We start from the raw sequence: 20,256 nt of genomic DNA, 5'->3' as shown, positions 1-20,256 counted from the left end.
CTAGGTGCGGTTGCTGCCAAGGAGTGTCCCGGGGTGCCGGCACAAAAGGAACGTCCCTAGCTGCCAGGTTTAGGCTGTTAGATCGAGTTCGTAGAGAAAGCTTTCACGCGGCATGTCGTGACGACGCTCTTCGCGGTTGGCGCGGTGCGTGGCCGTGCGCTTAAAGCCGTGCAGCTCGTAGAACTTCCACGAGCAGTTGGAGTCGGTGTACAGGTGCGCCCTTGTCGCCCCGCGCGAGGAAAGGTACGAGACAGCGGCATCGAGCAACACCGAGCCAACGCCCAGGCCATGGACATCGGGATCGACGGCGAGCAGCGTGACTTCGTTGTCGTGCGGCAATGGGCTGCTCTCGAGCAGGCGGTTGTTGGTTCGGATGGTTGCGCGCACAAACGAGAGATACTCGGCGCAGGCATCGGGCTCCAGTTCGCGCATCTGCGACAGCAACGCGCGTTCGGTATCCATCCAATGCTCGTTGATAGTGACGCCGGGGCTCTGTCCTGCGCGTGCAAGCGCAATGCCGCGCGCCTCGCCGTCAATTACCGCAACCTGCGAAAACGTCGAGGACGAAAGGCAATAGGCGAGGTCGCATGCGGCCTCAAGGCGGTTGTACTCATCGTTATCCGAATTGTTATGCCAAAGCTGCTGCAGAATCAGCGCGATGGCGTCGAAGTCTTCGGTATCAAACGGTCGGTAGAGAACCCGCGAGACCATGGTGCCTCTTTCTTTTGCGGATGCATATCGAGCACAGTTCTACCACGCTATTGGCATCTAATTATGGTGCCCCTGTGTTCCATGAACTCACCGTGCCCGGTGCCGTGCCCATCCCCTCTGCTCGCAAACTTTTTCTGCACATGCGCCCGTTGCGGGGTGCATCGATGCGCTCGATGCGCTACATTGAATCAGTATTTTCAATGCCGCTGCGCGAGCGCTGCAGATCGACGTATCACCGACTCACAGAGCACGGCGGCGTACCAGACAGGAGGACTGCATGGGATCTGATGTGAAGATCGCGCGCGCGTTGATCTCGGTTACCGATAAGACGGGCGTCGTCGATTTCGCACGGACGCTGGTCGATGACTTTGGCGTCGAGATCATCTCTACGGGCGGCACGGCTCGTGCCATCGAGGACGCGGGCGTTCCCGTAACCCCCATCGAGGAGTTCACGGGCTATCCCGAGATGATGGACGGCCGCGTTAAGACCCTGCACCCCAAGGTTCACGGCGCGCTGCTGGCCCGCCGCGATTCCGAGCAGCACATGCAGGAGGCCGCCCAGCACGGCATTAAGCTGATCGACCTGGTCGTCGTCAACCTGTACGAGTTCGAGAAGACCGTCGCCAACCCCGAGGTCACCTTTGCGGATGCCATCGAGCACATCGACATTGGCGGTCCCTCCATGCTGCGCTCCGCCGCTAAGAACGCTGCGAGCGTTACCGTCATCTCTGACCCGGCCGACTACGACGCTGTCCTTGCCGAGATGCGCGAGACCGGCGGCTGCACCACGCTTGCCACCCGTCGTCGCCTGCAGGTGAAGGTCTACCAGACTACCGCCGCCTACGATACGGCTATCTCCCGTTGGCTTGCCGCCCAGGCAAGCGACGTGGCGGACACCTCTGCCAAGCTCGAGATTTCGCTGGAAAAGGTCGACGACCTGCGCTATGGCGAGAACCCACAGCAGAAGGCCACGGTCTATCGTTTTGCCGAGGGCTGCGAGAACACCGCGAGCTCGCAGTTCCCGCTCGTGGGCTCCGAGCAGATCCAGGGCAAGCCGCTCAGCTACAACAACTATCTGGATGCCGACGCCGCTTGGAACCTGGTCCGCGAGTTCGACGAGCCGGCCTGCGTGATCCTCAAGCATCAGAACCCCTGCGGTTCCGCCGTTGCCGAGGACATCACGGCCGCCTACGATCGCGCCTTTGCCTGCGATCCCAAGAGCGCCTTCGGCGGCATCATCGCCTGCAACCGCGAAGTTCCCTTTGAGCTGGTTGAGCACTTCGCCGACCAGAACAAGCAGTTCGTCGAGGTCATCATCGCCCCGAGCTATACCGCCGAGGCGCTCGAGCGCATGGCCAAGCGCCCCAACCTGCGCGTGCTGGCTACCGGCGGCGTGGACCACGGTGCCCATGTGGAGCTGCGCTCCATCGACGGCGGCATGCTGGTGCAGGAAGTCGACCACGTGACCGAGGACCCCGCGACCTTTACGTTCCCCACCGACCGCAAGCCCACCGACGCCGAGATGGCCGAGCTCGAGTTTGCCTGGAAGGTCTGCAAGGGCGTCAAGTCCAACGCCATCCTGGTCTCCAAGGGTAAGGCCGGCATTGGCATGGGCCCCGGTCAGCCCAACCGCGTGGATTCCGCGTTGCTGGCCTGCGAGCGTGCTGAGGACTTCTGCGAACGCGAGGGCGTGGAGAAGGGCGGCTTTGCCTGCGCAAGCGACGCGTTCTTCCCGTTCCGCGACAACGTCGACGTGCTTGCCGCGCACGGCGTGACCTGCATCATTCAGCCCGGCGGCTCCAAGCGCGACGACGAGAGCATCCAGGCCTGCAACGAGCATGGTATTGCGATGGTCTTCACCGGAGCTAGGCATTTTAGGCACTAGAGGCTTTCCCAAGCACCCGACCTTGCCCCTCAAACCGTCGCTTGCGTACATTTAGTACGCGGCGCTCCTCTTTCGGGGCAATCTCGGGCACTTGGAAAACCCTTAATGGGATGTTTCTCTATCCCATTAAACTGTTCGGTCGCCTGACCATATCGTCAAAATAATCTCTGCAAAAGACGGTCGCTCCGTTTGGAGGGCCGTCTTTTTGGTATAAGAGGACGGAATGACTAACACGAAAGGTATGACCATGCCCCAGATTGATGATGCCGAGCTGTTTGGCAATGCCGAGGATCAGCGTGCGTACGAGGACTTTTGCGCCAATCAGGAGGCGGTCGAGAAGTTCACGCTCGACAAGCCCGCGCTTGTCTGCCGCTGGCGCATGTCCAATAAAAAGGTGCCCATGCTCAACCGCCACATCCGTGCACTGTCCGAGCGTCTGGTGCAGGGCGAGCCGCTTACCCATAACATGCTCAGCTGGGCCAAGCAGCACGTTGAGTGGTCGCTAGCCGAGGGCGATTACACCGCACACGACGGTGTGCTCATGCTGGTGATCGACATCAACGGCAACGCCGCCATGACAGTGGGGGAGTACGAGCCGCTCGCCGATACGTCGGCCAAGGCGCTGCGTGCCCGCTCCGCCGAGGCCCGCTCCGAAGCCGACGAGACCGGCGTGGCGCCCGAGCTGCTCGCCGCCGTCAACAACGGCGAACTCGCCTTTGTGGCGCCGGCGGACGAGTGCCTGTGCGGCACGGCGACGCTCATCGAGCAGCTGGCCCAGACCAAGGGCATCTCGGTTACGCGCGTAGACATTCCCGCGCAGCTCAAGGGTGCCTTGTTCCTGGTGAGCGACGAGCACGGCGTGGTTCCCGCCGCCGACGCCGACGCCGCCGAGTCCGATGCCGCGACGGTCGCCTTTTTTGCCGACGGCTACGAAAAGCTCCGCGCCCGCCGCTCCTAACCTCAAGGCGGGGTGGGCTTACTGAAGCGAGCGAGCGCGTTCGATGGCGTAGGCGAGCGACAGCTGCTCCATCTCCGGGGCGCATTTGTAGCTCAGTCCGGTGAGAGCCGTCACCTTATCGAGGCGATATCGAATCGTATTCGGGTGCTGGTTAGTCTGCTTGGCGGTTCGCTCGATACGTCGGTCGTTCTCGATGAATGCGGCGAGCGTGGATTCCAGTTCGCTGCCATGCTCACTGTCGTGCTCGCGTATCGGCGAGAGAATCGCCTCCGAGAACGATCGCATCTCCGGGGTTTCCGCAAAAGGCATCACGGTTCTCAGGATGCCGAGCTGCGTATAGCGGACGGGGCCTTCGGCTCGTTGACAAGATAGGCGCTGTGCGTAAATCGCCTGCGAGATCGCCTGCGCCACCGCCTCGTCTCCAAACAGAATGTCGCTGATGCCGAGCCCTTCCGCTCCGCCATCGATACCGCTAGCCTCGATGAGCTCCGTGAGCGCCTGCACGATTTGCTCCACATCGAGCGTCTGCTCCGAGTCACTTGTCGCTACGAATAACAAACCTCCGTCATAGGGTGCCAGCATGTTGTGGCATCCGGCGAGGGTCGATTTTGCACAGAGACGTTCGATTTGCAAAAACGTACGCGGATCGAGGGGCTCTGCAAACGATGCGAACAGGGCGACCGCTTCGTCCAGAAATGACGGGTTGAGGCCTCGGATGCGTCGGCGGATGGACTCGGGCGATGCGTCTGTCCTCAGGGCATCGATCTCGCGCTGTGCGAAGTCGATGGACGCGAGCTGCTCGATATGCCGTTTGACCTCATAGATGACGCTGTCAAAGAACAGTGAGTCGTCAGTCGTGAGAAAGACCGGGTAGTGCCGCGCGTTGGCGTAACGGATGGCTTGGTCGGGAATCGGGATGTGCAGGACGTTTTTGATGATGAGACCGCTCGTTCCCTTGGCGACGAGGTATTTCACGGCTTCAGTGATGAGGTACGGGTCGTCCTTCGCATAGAGGAAGGTGCTGAGGACGATCCCGTCTGAGGTGAAGTTGACGCGCTGGTACTTGTTCTTGAGGCCGGGCATGAGTTCATAATCGAGGATCCCGACGCCAGAGACGGCACGCGAGACGCCATCGCTGCCGGCGATTAGACGGACCGATCCCTCATATTCCCGTGAGAAGTCCGAGACGGTGTATAGCATCAACATCACCCTATAAATCACAACAATAAATACCTGTATAAATAGGATAATTGCACATCTGCATGCCGGTAATGCGAGAAATAGTTCAAATATCTGCTGATAGATGGAAAAATCAGATTGAAAATCGTTGTAGATTCCAACAAGAAATGATCCTTGGCGGCATCATTGCTAAACCGTACAGTGAAGCAACGTAAAGCTTTCGCTGAAAGGAGCGATGATGGGGCAGATGGTGGTGCTTTCGGCCGAGGAAGTTTCTAAGGTGCTGACGATCGAGGATGCAATCGCTGCCGTGGAGGAGGCATATCGCCAGAAGGCAACGGGCAAGGGTGTTGCGTGGCCGATGGTATATGAGCGGTTCGAACCCGGCGTGGCCGATATGGATATCCGCTCGGGCGAGTTGGCGGGAAGCGGTCTCTTCGGCCTCAAGCTCACTGCTTGGTTCTCTCAGAATCCCAAAAAGGGGCTGCCCGAGATCTTTGGCACCACGCTGCTGTGCGACAACGCGACGGGCGAGCCGCTGGCGCTGCTCAATGCCTCCGCCGTCACTGGGCTTCGCACCGGTGCCGCCGCTGCGCTCGGTGCCAAGTGGCTGGCTCGGGCGGATGCGTCCAAGCTGCTTGTTGCGGGTGCCGGCCATATGAGCACCTATATGGTGGCGGGCGTGCTCGCCGCCTGTCCCAAAGTGAGCGAGGTCAAGGTGTGGGAGCCGGTTTCCGATGCTGCGCCCGAGGCCCGCGTCGAGCGCATACGAGGCGAGGTCGCCCATATCTTGGACGCCTGCGAGCATGCTCGCGAGGCATCCACCTATTCCATCGAGGCGACGGCCGACGGCCAAGGTGCCGCGGCGGAGGCCGACATCATCGTGACGATCACGCCGGCGACCAAGCCCATCATCCCCGATGCATGGGTGCGCCCCGGTACGCATATCTCCTGCGTCGGTGCCGACATGCCCGGCAAGCAGGAGCTCGCCTCGGCACTTGTCGCCCGTGCCGCTGTTTACGTCGACGATCGCGAACAATCGGTCGCATCCGGTGAGCTGGAGATTCCGGTTGCCGAGGGTGCCATCACGCCCGAGGACATCAAAGCGGAGCTCGGCGAAGTCATCGCCGGCACGGCTACGGGGCGTTCGGATGACGAACAGGTGACGGTGTTCGATACGTCGGGCATCGCCGTTCAGGACCTTTCGGCATCGAAAATCGCCTATGACCGCGCCGTCGAGGCGGGGCTGGGCATCGTGGTGGAACTGTAAGAAAGTCAAGGAAAGGAAACGACAATGCAGATCAAGGATTTCGCCGTCGAGCAGTGGATGAACGACTGGGAGACCAAGTGCATCCACAACGTTGCGGAGACGTGTGTCTACTCCCTCACGCTCGACCAGCTGTTCGAGCTTACGAACACCGACAAGAAGGCGTGGCTCGATAGCCTGTGCTCGCGCCGATTCACCTACGGAGACATCGAGGGGCAGCCCGGCTTCCTCGAAGGGGTCGCGCGTCTCTATAAGACGGTCGAGCCCGGGCATATCGTGCCCACGCACGGCGCGACCGGTGCCAACTCTCTGGTAATTTCCACGCTCGTCGAACCGGGCGATCACGTAGTCTCCGTCAAGCCCACCTACCAGCAGCTTTACTCGATTCCCGAGATGTGTGGTGCGAAGGTCGATATCCTTCAGCTCGACCGCAAGAACGGCTACCACGTCGACGTCGACGCGCTCGATGCCTTGGTGACCGACGATACCAAGCTCATCTGCATCAATAATCCGGACAACCCCACGGGCGCCCTGCTCGACACCGATACGCTCAAGGCGATTGTCGAGGTCGCGCGCAAACACGACGCGTGGCTGCTCTGCGACGAGGTCTACCGTCTGCTTACTCAGACGGATGAATACTCCGAGTCCGTGATCGACCTGTACGACAAGGCCGTTGTCACCGCATCCATGTCCAAGGTCTGGTCGTTCGCCGGCCTGCGTCTGGGCTGGGCGGTCACCAAGAGCCCGGAACTTCGTCGCGCGCTGCTCTCGCATCGCGACTACAACCTGATTTCCGCCGGCATATTCAGCGAGACGGTGGCGGAGCTGATTCTGGGCAACGCTTCCGTGATCCTTGAGCGCAGCCGTCGCATCGTCCGTCAGAACCTTGCTGTTCTGGAGAAGTGGGTCGAGAGCGAGCCGCACCTGTCGTTCGTCAAGCCCGAGGCGGGAACCACCGCGCTCGTGTATTACGACTACGACATCGACTCCAGGACGTTCTGCATCGACATGATTAAGAAGACTGGCGCACTCGTCACCCCGGGCGATTGCTTTGAGGAGCCCAAGAGCATGCGCATCGGCTATGCATACTCCGATAACACCGACGACCTGCAGAAGGGCCTGGATGCCATCTCCGCGTACATGCGTACGCTCGAGTAGAGACTCGAGGTCGAAGTGATGGGGCCGATCGGTTTAGGACCGGTCGGCCCCGGTTCCAGGGGGTACTCGATGGACGTCCTATATCTGTCGCGCGAGGAGATCATATCTCTCGCGACGCTTGACGACGTGCTTACGTGCGTCGAGGTAGCGTACCGCGAGAAAGCGGTAGGTCGCGGCGTCTATCCACTCGTGTACGAAGAGCTGGGCGCGGCGGGTCTGGATGGATTCCGTTCGAACATGGACATAAGGTCGGGGGTCTCTCCGTGCCGCGGCCTGTTTGGGGCGAAGCTCATCACTGAGTTTCCTCCGGATTCATCGGACCGGTGCGGCCTGCCTGTCTTTCACAGCGTGCTACAGGTTTTCGATGCCAAGACGGGGTGTCTCCGTGCGGTCATGGACGGTCTGGGCGTGACGCGTTTAAGGACAGGTGCTGCTGCCGCTATCGGTGCGAAGTGGTTGGCGCGGAATGACGCGAGGACGCTTGCCGTGGTCGGTACGGGTTCGCAATGCGCCCCGGTCATCGCATCGATGAAGCGCGTCTTTTCGGAACTCGAGCGCGTCGTGTTGTGGAATCCCCGTTCCCATGAGCGGGCGCTCGGCCGACTGGGTCCGATTGTCGATGGGGCGTGTTCGCTCAATCCGGATTGTGCCCGCTTGGATATAGTCGCCGAGGCGGAAGGTGAATGCGCGATCGGGTCTGCCGACATCGTGGTGACCGCAACGGGTTCGAAGGCACCGCTCTTTCCGGCGGTGTGGGTGCGCTCCGGTCAGCATTATTCGTGCATCGGTGCCGATATGCCCAGCAAGCGGGAGGTGCCGTCCGACTTGGTAAAACGGGCACGCGTCTTTGCCGACGATCGAGTCCGTATTCTCGAATTCGGCGAGATGCGTGGCGCTGTCGAGGAGGACGCGATCCTTGCCTACCGGATCGTGGGCGAGGTCGGTGAGGTTATTCGCGGCGAGCGGCGTGGCCGCGTCCGGCCGGATGACGTGACGCTGTTCGATTCATGCGGACTGGCGACACTCGACATCACGTTCGCGAGCCTGCTGATGGAGCGCGCGAGTCGACAGGGGGTCGGAACCAGATTGCAACTTTAGGGGTTCAGGTCCACAACAAGATACGCCGACGCCTGCTCCTCGTTGTTGGCGGGCGAGACGAGAAGGGAAATCGACCATGCAAACGTTACGCGGGGAGATCGTCGCCCTAAAAGAGCGGATGGTCTCAGATAGGAGATGGCTCCATCAGCATCCCGAGACCGGGTACGACTTGCCGGAGACATGCGGGTATGTGAAGAACAGGCTTGTCGAGATGGGGTATGAGCCCCGTGAAATCGTCGAGAGCGGACTCGTCTGCACCGTCGGCGATCCGACGGCCGGCCCGTGCATCTTGCTGCGCGCCGATATGGATGCGCTTCCCATGGGGGAGCAAACGGGTCTTCCGTTCGCGTCGACCAACGGCAACATGCACGCCTGCGGGCATGACTTCCATATTGCCATGTTGCTCGGAGCGGCCCAATATCTCAAGAACCACGAGGGTGAGCTCGCCGGATGCGTGAAGCTTATGTTCCAGCCCGACGAAGAGGCGACGGATCCCCGCGAGTTGCTTGGTAACCAAGCGATGATCGAGGCCGGCGTTCTCGAGAACCCGCATGTCGACGCTGCGTTCGGCATGCATGTCTGCCCGGTCGGCGTTCCCGACGGCACCGTCGGCAGCATCAAGGGCACCTCGTTCTTCTCCGTCGACGATGTCGAGGTGCATATCCAGGGAAGCGGTGCCCATGGGGCGCAGCCGCAGAAGGGCGTCGACCCGCTCAATATCATGTCCCATATCCACTTGGCGCTTCAGGAGGTCATCGCGCGCGAGGTGAACCCGTATGAGGCGAGCGTGCTGACGTTCGGGAAGATGGAGGGCGGAACTGCGGCCAACATCATTCCCGACCAAGCGTTCATGCTCGGCACGCTGCGTACCACCAACGAGGAGACGCGTCATCGTCTGCACATGCGCATCATCGAGATTGTCGAGAACACTGCCCGCGCCTTCGGCGGCGCGGCGACGGTCGAGTTCCTGCGCGGTCTTCCCACCGTATGGAACGACCCCGACCTGACCGATGAGCTCGAGGCGTCATATGAGCAGGGGACGGGCGGGCGAATCCTGCATCTCGCCGAGCCGTTCTCGGGTTCGGATGACTTTGGCGTGATGTCGCATACCGTTCCTTCGACCTTCTTCCTTTTGGGCTGCACGCCCGAGGGGGCGGAGGAGATCCCGTTGCACAACCCCACTCTTGTTTTGGACGAGAACGCCTTGGTCGAAGGTGCTGCGCTTTTCGCGGCTGCCGCGACCGGATGGCTTACCCGTCATGCCCAGTCCGAATAGTCAGGAGCTGCTATGAGCGAAGCGATCGATAAACCGAAAAAGAAGAAAAAGGGGCTCAACTCCTATCTTATCCTCGTGGCGTGCCTCGTAGGCGTTGCCATCATCACTTGGATCGTTGCGGCGTTTTCTGCCGATGTTACGGGCGCGACGGTGGCGCAGTTCCTCAGCTCGCCCGTCCAGGGATTCACCAGTGCCATGCCCGTCTGCTTCTTCGTCATCGTGCTCGGCGGATTCCTCGAGATCGTGTCCACTACCGGTGCTCTCGATACCGGTATCGCCGCGCTTGCCCGCGCCATGAAGGGTAGGGAGCTCATGCTTATTCCCATCCTCATGACGCTGCTCGGCATCTGCGGCTCGACGTATGGCATGTGCGAGGAGACGGTTCCGTTCTACTTCATTATCGGCAGCGCCATGTATGCCGCCGGATTCGATACCCTGACCTCGGCGATGATGGTGCTCTTGGGTGCCGGTGCCGGCTGCATCGGATCGACGGTCAACCCGTTTTCCGTCGGCGTCGCCAAGGCCGCCCTTGCCGATCTGGGGTACACCGTCAACGAGGGCTTGCTGCTCGGTCTCGGCTTTGCCCTGCTCGTGATCGCCGAGGGGTCGGCCATCGCCTTCGTCATGCATTACGCTAAAAGGATTCGTAGCAATCCCGAGGCGTCGCTTTTGAGCCCTTCCGAGCGCAAGGCGGCTGCCGAGGAGTTCTCCGGCGCTAAAGATGACGAGGAGAAGGCTCTGACCAGCCGCCAGCGCGGCGTGCTTGTCCTGTTCGCCATCTCGTTCATCGTCATGATTGTCTCGTTCGTTCCCTGGGATAGCTTCGGTATCGATCTGTTCACCATCGGTGGAACCGATAAGGACATGTCGACCGCATGGAGTTCCCTGCTCACCGGCGTGCCGCTGGGCCAGTGGTACTTCAACGAGTGCACCACCTGGTTCTTGCTGATGGGCGTCATTATCGGCATCGTCGCTGGCTTCTCGGGCGATAAGATCGTCAAAACGTTCCTCAAGGGTGCCGCCGGCATCCTCGACATTGCCCTGGTCATCGCGCTCGCCCGTGCCATCTCCGTGCTCATGGCGGCAACCGGCCTCGATGTTTGGCTGCTCAACAGTGCCGCAGGTCTGCTGGCTAATGTTCCCGCACCGATCTTCGCTATCGGTTCCATGGTGGTTTACCTGCTGCTTTCGTTCGCCATCCCCTCTAGCTCGGGCATGGCGACGGTTTCCATGCCCATCATGGGTCCGCTTGCCATCCAGCTCGGACTTTCGCCTGAGGTCATGGTCATGATCTATGTGGCGGCACACGGTCTGATCTTGCTGTTCACGCCGACGTTCGGTGTCCTGATCGCCGGTCTGCAGATTTCCAAGGTCGACTACTCCACGTTCCTCAAGTTCATTACCAAGTATCTGTTGGGACTGGGCGTCGTCATGATGGTGCTGCTCACCGTAGCGATGACGGTTCTCTAGCGTCGGTTTTGCGGAACCCGGTCCGTCCGAACCCACCGGATCATGTCACCGGGTATGGCGATGCACCATTTCTCAGATGGTCGATGATATGGCCCGGAGGATTCGGACGGACTTCTGTCCAAGCCGATCGGCTCGGGCCCGAGGGTCCCTCTTTTCTCTCAAGGCTACCGAACACTTTTGTCATATTAGGTGCCCACGGGGTCGTATCGCTGCGACGCCGTGGGCATAATGGTGTGGAAGGTGCAAGTTACGCGAAATGGGAGGACACATGGCGCTGATCTATATCGTTGAGGACGACGAACCCATTCGTCGCGAGCTTGCCGACATCCTTGCCCGTGCCGGTTTTGAGGTCGAGGCCTGCGAATCGTTCGAGCATGTTTCGCGCGATATTCTCGCCGCCGCGCCCGACTTGGTGCTGCTCGACCTGACGCTTCCCGTCAAGGACGGCCAGCATATCTGCCATGAGGTTCGCCGCGAATCCGAGGTTCCCATCATCGTCCTCACGTCGCGTACGACCGAGATCGACGAGGTCATGGCCATGACGCTCGGCGCGGACGACTTTGTTCCCAAGCCCTACAGCGCCCGTGTGCTCGTGGCGCGCATCAACGCACTACTGCGTCGCACCGCGACGGCGGGCGAGCGCAGCACGCTCGTCCACAAGGGACTGGAGCTCGACCTCGCACGCTCCATGGTCACCAACACACAAACGGGCACCAGCACCGAGCTCACCAAAAACGAGCTGCGTATCCTCTCGCTGCTTCTGAGCCGCGCGGGCAAGATCGTTTCGCGCTCGGCCATCATGCAGGACCTGTGGGACTCCGACGCCTTCGTGGACGACAATACGCTCACCGTCAACATCAACCGCCTGCGCACCACGCTCGAAAAAATCGGCATCAAGGGGTATTTGACAACGCACCGCGGCCAGGGCTATTCGGTCTAGGGGCCGGCTATGTCGTTTGGCAAGTTCTTTAAAGATGCGCTGCTTCCCGTCGCCGTGTGGACGTGCGGCGTGCTGCTGAGCTGCTTTGTGCTGACGGTCGCCGGCGCACCCGTTTCTATCGTGGTCGTGGCGGTCGGTGTGTCCTTTATCTTTGGTATGCTCGGCATCGTGATCGAGTACGCGCGCCGTCGTCGTTTTCTGCGCCAGCTGGAGCGTGCGGCCGAGGAGCTCGAGAGTCCCGCATGGGTGCAGGAGATGGTGCAATGCCCGACCTATGCTGAGGGCGAGCTCGAGTACGAGGTCTTGCGCCGGGTGGGCAAGGCGGCATGCGATGAGGTGGCGGAAGGCCGGCGCCAGACCGATGACTACCGCGACTATATCGAGAGCTGGGTCCACGAGGCCAAGCTGCCCCTGGCAGCAGCCCATCTGATTTTGGAAAACCTGGACGGCAGCGAAGACGATCTGTCGCGTGTGGATGACCTGGGTCGCGAGCTTGCCCGCGTGGAGCGCTATATCGACCAGGCGCTGTACTATGCGCGCTCGGAAGTCGTGGAGCGCGACTACCTGATTCGTCGCTGGGACCTTAAGACCTTGGTGACGGGTGCGATTAAAGCCAACGCCCGCGAGCTCATCGCGGCGCACGTGGCTCCGGTGTGCGAGAACCTCGACTTCGAGGTCTTCACCGACGAGAAGTGGCTCGAGTTTATTCTGGGCCAGCTCATTCAGAACAGCATTAAATATGCGCGTGAGGACGGCGCAAAGATCGTGTTTTCGGGTGCGTTGCTGGACGAGGGCCTGGCAAGCGAGCGCATTGAGCTTGCCGTTGCCGATAACGGCTGCGGTGTGTGCGCGGCAGACCTGCCGCGTGTGTTCGAGAAGGGCTTTACCGGCGACAATGGCCGCACCACCAAGCGCGCAACGGGCATCGGCCTCTATCTGGTGGCGCGCCTGTGCTCCAAGATGGGCATCGACGTTACCGCAGCCTCCGACCCCGGCGAAGGCTTTGTCGTAACGTTTGCCTTCTCGACAAACAAGTTCCAATACTTTGAGTAGCCGGCCCGTATGGCGCGGCCGATCGGAATCTTCCCATCTGGGAACAAATCGGGGCTTTTCAGCAACTATATTCCCGAACGGGAACATTGCTAATGTAGTCGATACTATATTCCCGTACATGAACATAGCTCAACAGTTTTATACTATGTTCACGAATAGGAATATAGCTAGGAGCATCATGAGAACAGTGACAACGATTAAAAAGCTGGATGGGCGCATCAAGCTCAAGCCGTCAGAAGCTGCTTTCTCGGAGCGCATGGTTTTCGATCCGGCCGAGATGGGGAAGGCCCTCAGGCTCAGAAGACGTGAGCTCGGCTTCACTCAACGCGACGTCGCGACTATGACGGGCCGCAGCCTTCGTGTGATTGGTGATATCGAGCGGGGGCGGACAACGGTCGAAATTGGCGTCATTTTCGACTACGCCTCCATCGTGGATATCGATTTTATTCTGAAGGTGAGGGGAAAATAATGGATGGCGCGCTGTTCGTTCATCGTGAGTTTAATGGGTCCTACCAGCTGGTTGGCGTATTAGAGGAAAACGCCGGGCTTCCGATATTCGCCTATGACCCCAAGTATCTCGAGAGTGCTGATGCGGCCCCGATTTCGGCCTCGCTGCCGCTGTCGGTCGATACGTTCAGCCCGGACGTAACGGGCTCCTATTTCTCCGGCATCATTCCAGAGGGGCAGCTTAACAGAGATCTCGAGAAAAGGGCGCGAGCGGAACGCGGAGATTACTTTAAGGTGCTCGACTTGGTCCGCGATGAACCCGTCGGCGCCCTTGTTTTGACGCGAGAGCCTTCGGCCGAGGGCCTCGAAATGGGCTATGAAGAGATAGGTGGGGAGCGGCTAAGCAGGCTGGCATACGCACCGGCGGAGGTTGCTTTTGACTTGGCGCTAGAGAGCCGAATCTCCCTTGCGGGTGCTCAGGCGAAGGTTGGCCTTTACCATACGGGCAATGACCCGTGCAGCGGATGGTACCTGCCTCATGGAGCGGCTCCATCTACGCACATCCTCAAGGCGGGGTCGAAAACGTTTCCGGGCGAGACAGTGTGTGAAGCGATGTGCGTTAGGGCCGCCTCTCTGATGGACCTATCGGCCGAAGAGTGCTTTCTTATCCGGGTTGAGGGCGCCGAGCCGATTATTGCTGTGAAGCGATTTGATCGAGTAGCGTCGGATGACGGACGCTTGGTTGATGGATTGCCAATTCCATACCGTTTGCACCAGGAAGATGTTTGTCAGGCCAAGGGTATCTCGCGTGAGCTTAAATACGAGCCGACGGGCGTCAATTATCTGGGACTTATCGTCGATGCGGTGCGAAGGGTGTCGACTAATCAAATGGAGGATAGGTTCCTTGTCGGCTATAACCAGCTGTTCGATTATGCCGTAGGTAACTGCGATAACCATCTTAAGAACTGGTCGCTCGTGTGGGACGAAAGTTGGAAGCAGGTGAGGTTGGCGCCGCTCTATGACGTGCTGTGCACAACGGTTTACCCCAGTCTTGTTCGCGAGATGGGCGTTTCGTTTGGTGGGAGCCGGAAGATCGACGATGTAACGCGCAAATCGGTGATGAACGAAATGATCGAGGCGGGTTTGCCCGCGGGAATTGTTGCCGGAATGATTGCCGATACCTGCAATGAGGTTCCAGACGCACTAAGAGACGCCGCACGCGGTCTCAAAGAAGAGGGCTTTCCCGAGGCGGAGGTAATGTTCGAGAAGATCATTCCCGAAGTACAAACTCGCCTAAGCAGGATCGCCTCATAACAAAACGTGCCGCCCCAACCCGGGCGGCACGCCATCTTCATACCAGCCAACTCGCTGAAGTAAGGCTGCGAAGGCCGCGGGGCCGGGAGGGGTTTCCTTAGGGCACATCCCGCAGCCGCAACGCGGCGAGGACGTGCCCGTGGAAACCCCGCAGGCCCCGCGGCCGGTGGGAGCAACGCTACTTCACGACCAGAATGTCGCAGTCCGTGTTGCGCAGCAGGAACGTCGAAATCGAACCCAGGAGCGCATACTTGATCGAGGACAGGCCGCGGGCGCCGCAGAGCACCAGGTCGGGCTTGACCACGTCGAGCATCTCGTCCTTGAGCGTCTCGCGAATGCGGCCGGCGCGAATCATGACCTCGACCTCGGGAATATCGGGATTAGCCTTGGCCTCTTCGAGCTGCTTGGCGATGGAGTTCTTAAAGGCCTCCTCCAGGCCGTTAACTAGGTCGACCGGATAGGAACCGGCGCTCTCGAGCGCCGTGGAATCGATGACGTGACCGATGATCAGCTTGGCGCCATTGTTCGCGGCGACCTTGATGGCGCGTGCGAGCACAAAATCCTGCTGCTCAGTACCGTCGAGTGAAACAAATACCTTGGTATAGCCCTCGTTCATGGTTTCCTCCTTGGTCTATCGCACGGGCGCGGGGCTCGTGCATCGGGCGGGCGCGGATGCGTGGCCGCCGGACACTTTATCTTGTTGCAGTTATACCCAAGGATTTGGGTTTGACCGCTCGCAATTCTGTGAACGGGCGAGTTTTTTGGTAAGGGTAGGCGCAGGCGCGCCGCCAACGGTTGATAATGGGACATCGCCCGCACCGTCCGCAGAACAATATCGGCGGGTGTCTAACGAGGGGGTCCCTTTGGATATCATCGAGCTTTTAAAATCTGCCTTTATGGGCCTGGTCGAGGGCATCACCGAATGGCTGCCTGTTTCGTCGACCGGTCACATGATCTTGGTGGACGAGTTCGTCAAGATGAACGTGAGCGAGACGTTCTGGAATATGTTCCTGGTCGTGATTCAGCTTGGCGCCATTTTGGCCGTTTGCGTCCTGTTCTTCTACGACCTTAACCCGTTTTCTCCCAGCAAGGGCAAGGAGGGTCGTCGCGACACCTGGGTGCTGTGGGGCAAGATTGTGCTCGGCTGCATTCCCGCCGCGGCGATCGGTCTGCCGCTTAACGACTGGATGGAGGAGCATTTCTATAATGCTCCCGTCGTGGCGCTGGCACTCATTGTGTACGGTGTGCTGTTTATCGTGATTGAGAACTGGCGCGCGAGCAAGCGCGAGGAAATGGCCGTTGCCGGTTCGTTTGGTTCGCGTGCTGTGGTGTCGGGTGGACGTCCCGCCGGTGCGCACTTTGCGGCGCCCGCCGCGGCTACCGCTGAGGATGAGGACGATGACGAGGATCTGGACTTTGGCTCCATCGCCACGCTCGAGGACCTGAGCTGGAAGACTGCGCTGGGCATCGGCTGCTTCCAGGTGCTTTCGCTGGTGCCTGGTACGTCTCGCTCCGGTTCTACCATCATCGGCGGCCTGCTTTTGGGCTGCACGCGTTCGGTGGCGTCCAAGTTTACGTTCTTCCTGGCTATCCCTGTCATGTTTGGCGCGAGTGCGCTCAAGCTGGTCAAGTACTTCATCAAGGGCGGTACGTTCGGCGCCAACGAGGTCGCTATCCTGGGCGTGGGCTGCGTTGTGGCCTTTGTGGTTTCGCTCATCGCCATTAAGTGGCTCATGGGCTTCGTCCGCCGTCACGACTTCAAGTGCTTCGGTGTTTACCGCATCATCCTGGGCATCGTGGTGCTTGCGTACTTCTTCGTCCTGGAGCCGATGCTCGGCCTCTAACTTAGTCGACGCTGCGCGGCGGTCAGGGCGACAACTTGTCATTCAAAGGGGGTGGCATGACCAAAAGGTCTATGCCGCCCCCTTTTCATGCCAATTTGTTCGCCCTGACCGTCGCTCGCTGCTGCTGCCATGACATCGGCGGTTTCGTGATTGTCAATAGATTGGTGCAAAGTAACCTGACCTCATTACACCAAACCCGCTGGGGCGGGTTCGACGGCGGCGCACGGAGTCGTGGTGTGATTTGCGTCGGTGTCCGCGCGGCTCGGTATACTGGTACGGCTCAAACTATGGCGCTGCCCGCAGGCGCGCCGTCCGTCAGATGAGGAGTCGCCCATGACCCAGCCCCTGCCCTGGGAAAAGAACACTGCTGCGTCCGTGCCGCCCGCGCCGGAACCCGTGCCGCTCGATGCATACACTGCCCCCGCTGCGCCGGAGCCCGAGCTCGTCCCGCTCGACATCTACGATGCTCCCGCACCGGCACCCAAGCCCGCTAAGTCGCTTGTCGACATCGACAGTCTTAACCCCGCCCAGCGCGAAGCGGTCCTGACGACCGAAGGTCCGCTGCTGGTCCTTGCCGGTGCTGGCTCGGGCAAGACCCGCGTCTTGACCTTCCGCATCGCCCATATGCTCGGCGACCTGGGCGTTAAGCCCTGGCAAATCCTTGCCATCACGTTTACCAACAAGGCCGCGGCCGAGATGCGCGAGCGTCTGGCGGCACTTATCCCCAGCGGTACCCGCGGCATGTGGGTGTGCACCTTCCATGCCATGTGCGTGCGCATGCTGCGCGAGGACGCTGACCTGCTGGGCTACACCGGTCAGTTCACCATTTACGATGACGACGATTCCAAGCGCATGGTGCGTGATATTATGCAGGCGCTCGGCATCGAGCAAAAGCAGTTCCCCATCAACATGATCCGCAGCAAGATCAGCTCGGCCAAAAACGCCATGATCGGGCCCGAGGACATGCTCAAATCCGCTGACAGCCCCAATGACAAAAAGGCCGCGCAGGTCTACCTGGAGCTGGAGCGCCGCCTGCGCGCCGCCAACGCGATGGACTTCGACGACCTGCTCGTGCGCACGCTCGAGCTACTGCGAACCCGCCCCGAGGTGCTCGATAAGTACCAAGAGCGCTTCCGCTACATTAGCGTCGACGAGTATCAGGACACCAACCACGTCCAGTACGAGATCGCCAACCTGCTGGCCGCCAAGTACCAAAACCTCATGGTTGTGGGCGACGACGACCAGTCCATTTATAGCTGGCGTGGCGCCGACATCACCAATATCCTGGACTTTGAGAAGGACTTTAAAAACTGCAAGACCGTCAAGCTGGAGCAGAACTATCGCTCCACGGGTCACATCCTGAGCGCCGCCAATGCCGTTGTTCGCCACAACTCGCAGCGCAAGGACAAGCGCCTGTTTACGGCCGAGGGCGATGGCGAGAAGATTCAGGCTTTCCAGGCAAGCGACGAGCGCGACGAGGGCCGCTGGATTGCCGGCGAGATCGAGAAGCTGCATGCCAAAGGCACGAGCTACGACGATATCGCCGTGTTCTACCGCACCAACGCCCAGTCGCGTATCCTCGAAGATATGTTCCTGCGCGCGGGCGTGCCCTACAAGATCGTGGGCGGCACGCGATTCTTCGACCGTGCCGAGATCCGCGACGTCATGGCCTACCTCAAGATGATCGTGAACCCGGCCGACGAGATGAGCGTCAAGCGCGTCATCAACACGCCGCGCCGCGGCATCGGCTCCACCTCGATCCAAAAGATCGAGCAGCTGGCGCGCGACAACCGCTGCTCGTTCTTCCAGGCCTGCGAGATCGCAACAGCCGAGACGGGCATGTTTAGTGCCAAGGTGCGCAACGGCCTGTCGAGTTTTGTGGCGCTGGTGCGCGAGGGCCGCCGCATGGACGGCGAGCTCAAGGACGTCGTCGAGATGATTGTCGATAAGACGGGCCTGCTGCAGGCGTTTCGCGCCGAGGGCACCATGGAGTCCGAGAGCCGCGCCGAGAACATCCAGGAATTCCTGGGCGTCGCTGCCGAATTTGAGGAGACGCACGAGGATATCGAGGGCACGCTCGAGAGCTTGGAAGAGCTGCGTGCAGCCGGTGTTGCCGATGTGCCTGCCAGTGCCGAGCCCGAGCCCGTTGTGGTGAGCGCGCCTGCGCCCGAGCCAGGGCCGTCCGCGCCCGCGTCTTCGTTTGAGGCGCTCGTCGGTGCTCGTGACGCCGCGGGCTCCAATCCGCTCGATAGCCTAGCCGCTCCGGCGCTCTCGCCGCAGGATGCCCTGACCGCTGCCATCGCGGGCAACGCATATGCCGCGCCGACGGAGCTGCCGGCGGGTGCCGTGCATGCCGACGAGATCGAGCGCGCCTATGGCCCGCTCACCTGCAAAGCGCTGCCGGCGCTCATGGAGTGGCTGGCCTTGCGCTCCGACTTGGATTCCCTGGCCGGCGAGACGCATGCCATTACCATGATGACCATCCACTCTGCCAAGGGCCTGGAGTTCCCGGCGGTGTTTGTGGCCGGCATGGAGGAGGGTATCTTCCCGCACGTGCACGACTTTGGCGGCAGCGATGATCCGGGCAAGCTCGAAGAGGAGCGTCGCCTGGCCTACGTCGCCATCACGCGCGCCCGCAAGCGCCTGTTCCTGACCTATGCGGCCACGCGTCGCACCTACGGTTCGACTTCTGCCAACCCGCGCTCGCGCTTCCTCAACGAGATTCCGTTTGAGGATATCGAGTTTAGCGGCATCGGCTCTGCCGGTTTTGAGGGCACGGGCTGGGAGAAGCGCGGCGACCGTCACGGCACCTTTGGCTCGGGCATGGGCTCGGATATGTATGGCGGTAAGGTGTTCGGTTCGCATACGCGCTCGACCGGCGGTTTCGGTTCGCGCGGCGGATCGAGCTTCGACGATTTCTTTGGTGGCAGCACCTATGGCACCGAGCGCCATCGCGGGGTTTCGCCCGACGCCGGCCGTGTTGCCTCGACCTTTGGTTCGGGCGCGCCGCGAGCTAAAAAGCCGTCGTCCAAGGTGTCGCCGACGGTGGAGCGCAAGGTCGATCGCGCCAGCGCGTCGCAGGACTTTGCCGCGGGCGATACCGTGAGCCACAAGACCTTTGGCACCGGTACCGTGATCTCGGTCGCCGGAGACATGATCGAGGTGCAGTTCGAAAAGACCGGCCAGACTAAAAAGCTGATGAAGGGTTTTGCACCTATAGTGAAACTGACCTAGGCGGCTTTCCCAGGCACGGCACCTCGGCCTTCAATCGTCGGGCATGACCTCAAGGTCTATGCCCTCCTCTTTCAGGCCGATTTGCCGCACCTGGAAAACCCGTACATCCGGCTAGGCGGGCGCGCCGGGGGCTTTGGTCGCCTGCTCGGGCAGTCCTGCGCAAGACGGAGAGCACATTAAGTGCTCTCCTTTGCGTGCGGAACTCGCGACCGATGTTGCCCTATACGCCCGCCCCGGTCCTTAGATAACGTTGCTTGCTGGCGTCGCTCTGCTCGTCCGCCTTTTTGGTCTGGAGAGCCGGGTGGGCTGATTAATAGATATGAGTAGGGGCTCCTCCGTTGATGAACGGGGGAGCCCCTTGTTGCTTTTTGATTGTCGTAACTAGCCAGAGGCTCGCCGGGACGGGGCGCGGGGTTTGGTCG

General features: G+C 60.6%; 16 protein-coding genes. 13 read left to right on the top strand and 3 right to left on the bottom strand.

What is annotated here, in order from left to right:
- Window positions 1-69 precede the first annotated feature (69 nt).
- Window positions 70-711 (bottom strand): GNAT family N-acetyltransferase, encoded by a 642-nt coding sequence (locus tag DW195_RS06690; RefSeq protein WP_118206253.1) that lies wholly within the window; start codon window positions 709-711, stop codon window positions 70-72.
- A 277-nt stretch (window positions 712-988) separates the two neighbouring features.
- Here DW195_RS06690 and purH point away from each other — a divergent pair, with 277 nt between their 5' ends.
- Both purH and DW195_RS06680 read left to right on the top strand, forming a co-directional pair.
- On the top strand, window positions 989-2,596 hold the full coding sequence (gene purH, locus DW195_RS06685) for a bifunctional phosphoribosylaminoimidazolecarboxamide formyltransferase/IMP cyclohydrolase (protein WP_118206252.1): 1,608 nt from the start codon (window positions 989-991) through the stop codon (window positions 2,594-2,596).
- A 223-nt stretch (window positions 2,597-2,819) separates the two neighbouring features.
- Window positions 2,820-3,554 (top strand): hypothetical protein, encoded by a 735-nt coding sequence (locus DW195_RS06680; RefSeq protein ID WP_199576331.1) that lies wholly within the window; start codon window positions 2,820-2,822, stop codon window positions 3,552-3,554.
- Between the two features lie 18 nt (window positions 3,555-3,572).
- Here DW195_RS06680 and DW195_RS06675 read toward each other — a convergent pair whose 3' ends face one another.
- Window positions 3,573-4,754 carry a PucR family transcriptional regulator gene (locus DW195_RS06675; RefSeq protein WP_118206251.1) on the bottom strand — a complete coding sequence of 394 codons (1,182 nt, stop codon included), beginning with the start codon at window positions 4,752-4,754 and terminating at the stop codon, window positions 3,573-3,575.
- Window positions 4,755-4,971: 217 nt separating this feature from the next.
- On the opposite strand from DW195_RS06675, the gene DW195_RS06670 reads away from it, so the two are divergent.
- From DW195_RS06670 to DW195_RS06630, 9 genes are all read left to right on the top strand, one after another.
- Window positions 4,972-6,003, top strand: coding sequence for an ornithine cyclodeaminase family protein (locus tag DW195_RS06670; RefSeq protein ID WP_118206250.1), 1,032 nt, complete (start codon window positions 4,972-4,974; stop codon window positions 6,001-6,003).
- Window positions 6,004-6,027: 24 nt separating this feature from the next.
- On the top strand, window positions 6,028-7,158 hold the full coding sequence (locus DW195_RS06665) for an aminotransferase (protein ID WP_118206249.1): 1,131 nt from the start codon (window positions 6,028-6,030) through the stop codon (window positions 7,156-7,158).
- A 69-nt stretch (window positions 7,159-7,227) separates the two neighbouring features.
- A complete protein-coding gene (locus DW195_RS06660; protein ID WP_158567914.1) occupies window positions 7,228-8,256 on the top strand; it encodes an ornithine cyclodeaminase family protein in 1,029 nt (342 codons plus the stop codon).
- A gap of 76 nt (window positions 8,257-8,332) precedes the next feature.
- A complete protein-coding gene (locus DW195_RS06655) occupies window positions 8,333-9,532 on the top strand; it encodes a M20 family metallopeptidase (RefSeq protein ID WP_118206247.1) in 1,200 nt (399 codons plus the stop codon).
- Window positions 9,533-9,544: 12 nt separating this feature from the next.
- Window positions 9,545-11,002 carry a YfcC family protein gene (locus DW195_RS06650; protein WP_118206246.1) on the top strand — a complete coding sequence of 486 codons (1,458 nt, stop codon included), beginning with the start codon at window positions 9,545-9,547 and terminating at the stop codon, window positions 11,000-11,002.
- Between the two features lie 268 nt (window positions 11,003-11,270).
- Window positions 11,271-11,942 (top strand): response regulator transcription factor, encoded by a 672-nt coding sequence (locus DW195_RS06645; protein WP_118206245.1) that lies wholly within the window; start codon window positions 11,271-11,273, stop codon window positions 11,940-11,942.
- Between the two features lie 9 nt (window positions 11,943-11,951).
- Window positions 11,952-12,995, top strand: a complete 1,044-nt coding sequence (locus tag DW195_RS06640; protein ID WP_118206244.1) for a sensor histidine kinase — start codon at window positions 11,952-11,954, stop codon at window positions 12,993-12,995.
- Window positions 12,996-13,173: 178 nt separating this feature from the next.
- Window positions 13,174-13,464, top strand: a complete 291-nt coding sequence (locus tag DW195_RS06635) for a helix-turn-helix domain-containing protein (protein WP_118206243.1) — start codon at window positions 13,174-13,176, stop codon at window positions 13,462-13,464.
- Window positions 13,464-14,756 (top strand): HipA domain-containing protein, encoded by a 1,293-nt coding sequence (locus DW195_RS06630; RefSeq protein WP_118206242.1) that lies wholly within the window; start codon window positions 13,464-13,466, stop codon window positions 14,754-14,756. Before DW195_RS06635 ends, DW195_RS06630 begins: the two co-directional genes overlap by 1 nt.
- 178 nt (window positions 14,757-14,934) lie before the next feature.
- Here DW195_RS06630 and DW195_RS06625 read toward each other — a convergent pair whose 3' ends face one another.
- Complete coding sequence (locus DW195_RS06625; protein ID WP_006235921.1) at window positions 14,935-15,372, bottom strand: universal stress protein; 438 nt, start codon at window positions 15,370-15,372, stop codon at window positions 14,935-14,937.
- Window positions 15,373-15,619: 247 nt separating this feature from the next.
- Between DW195_RS06625 and DW195_RS06620 the strand changes: the two genes are divergently transcribed.
- Together DW195_RS06620 and DW195_RS06615 are read left to right on the top strand one after the other, a co-directional pair.
- Window positions 15,620-16,600: an undecaprenyl-diphosphate phosphatase gene (locus tag DW195_RS06620; protein ID WP_118206241.1), complete on the top strand. Its 981-nt coding sequence runs from the start codon at window positions 15,620-15,622 to the stop codon at window positions 16,598-16,600.
- 333 nt (window positions 16,601-16,933) lie between these two features.
- On the top strand, window positions 16,934-19,834 hold the full coding sequence (locus DW195_RS06615; RefSeq protein WP_118206240.1) for a UvrD-helicase domain-containing protein: 2,901 nt from the start codon (window positions 16,934-16,936) through the stop codon (window positions 19,832-19,834).
- Window positions 19,835-20,256 lie beyond the last annotated feature (422 nt).

The organism is Collinsella sp. AM17-1, assembly GCF_003470665.1.
In the GTDB taxonomy this organism is placed as follows: Bacteria; Actinomycetota; Coriobacteriia; order Coriobacteriales; family Coriobacteriaceae; genus Collinsella.
The sequence above is the reverse complement of the archived record's forward strand: the minus strand, read 5'-3'. Positions and strand labels throughout refer to the sequence as shown.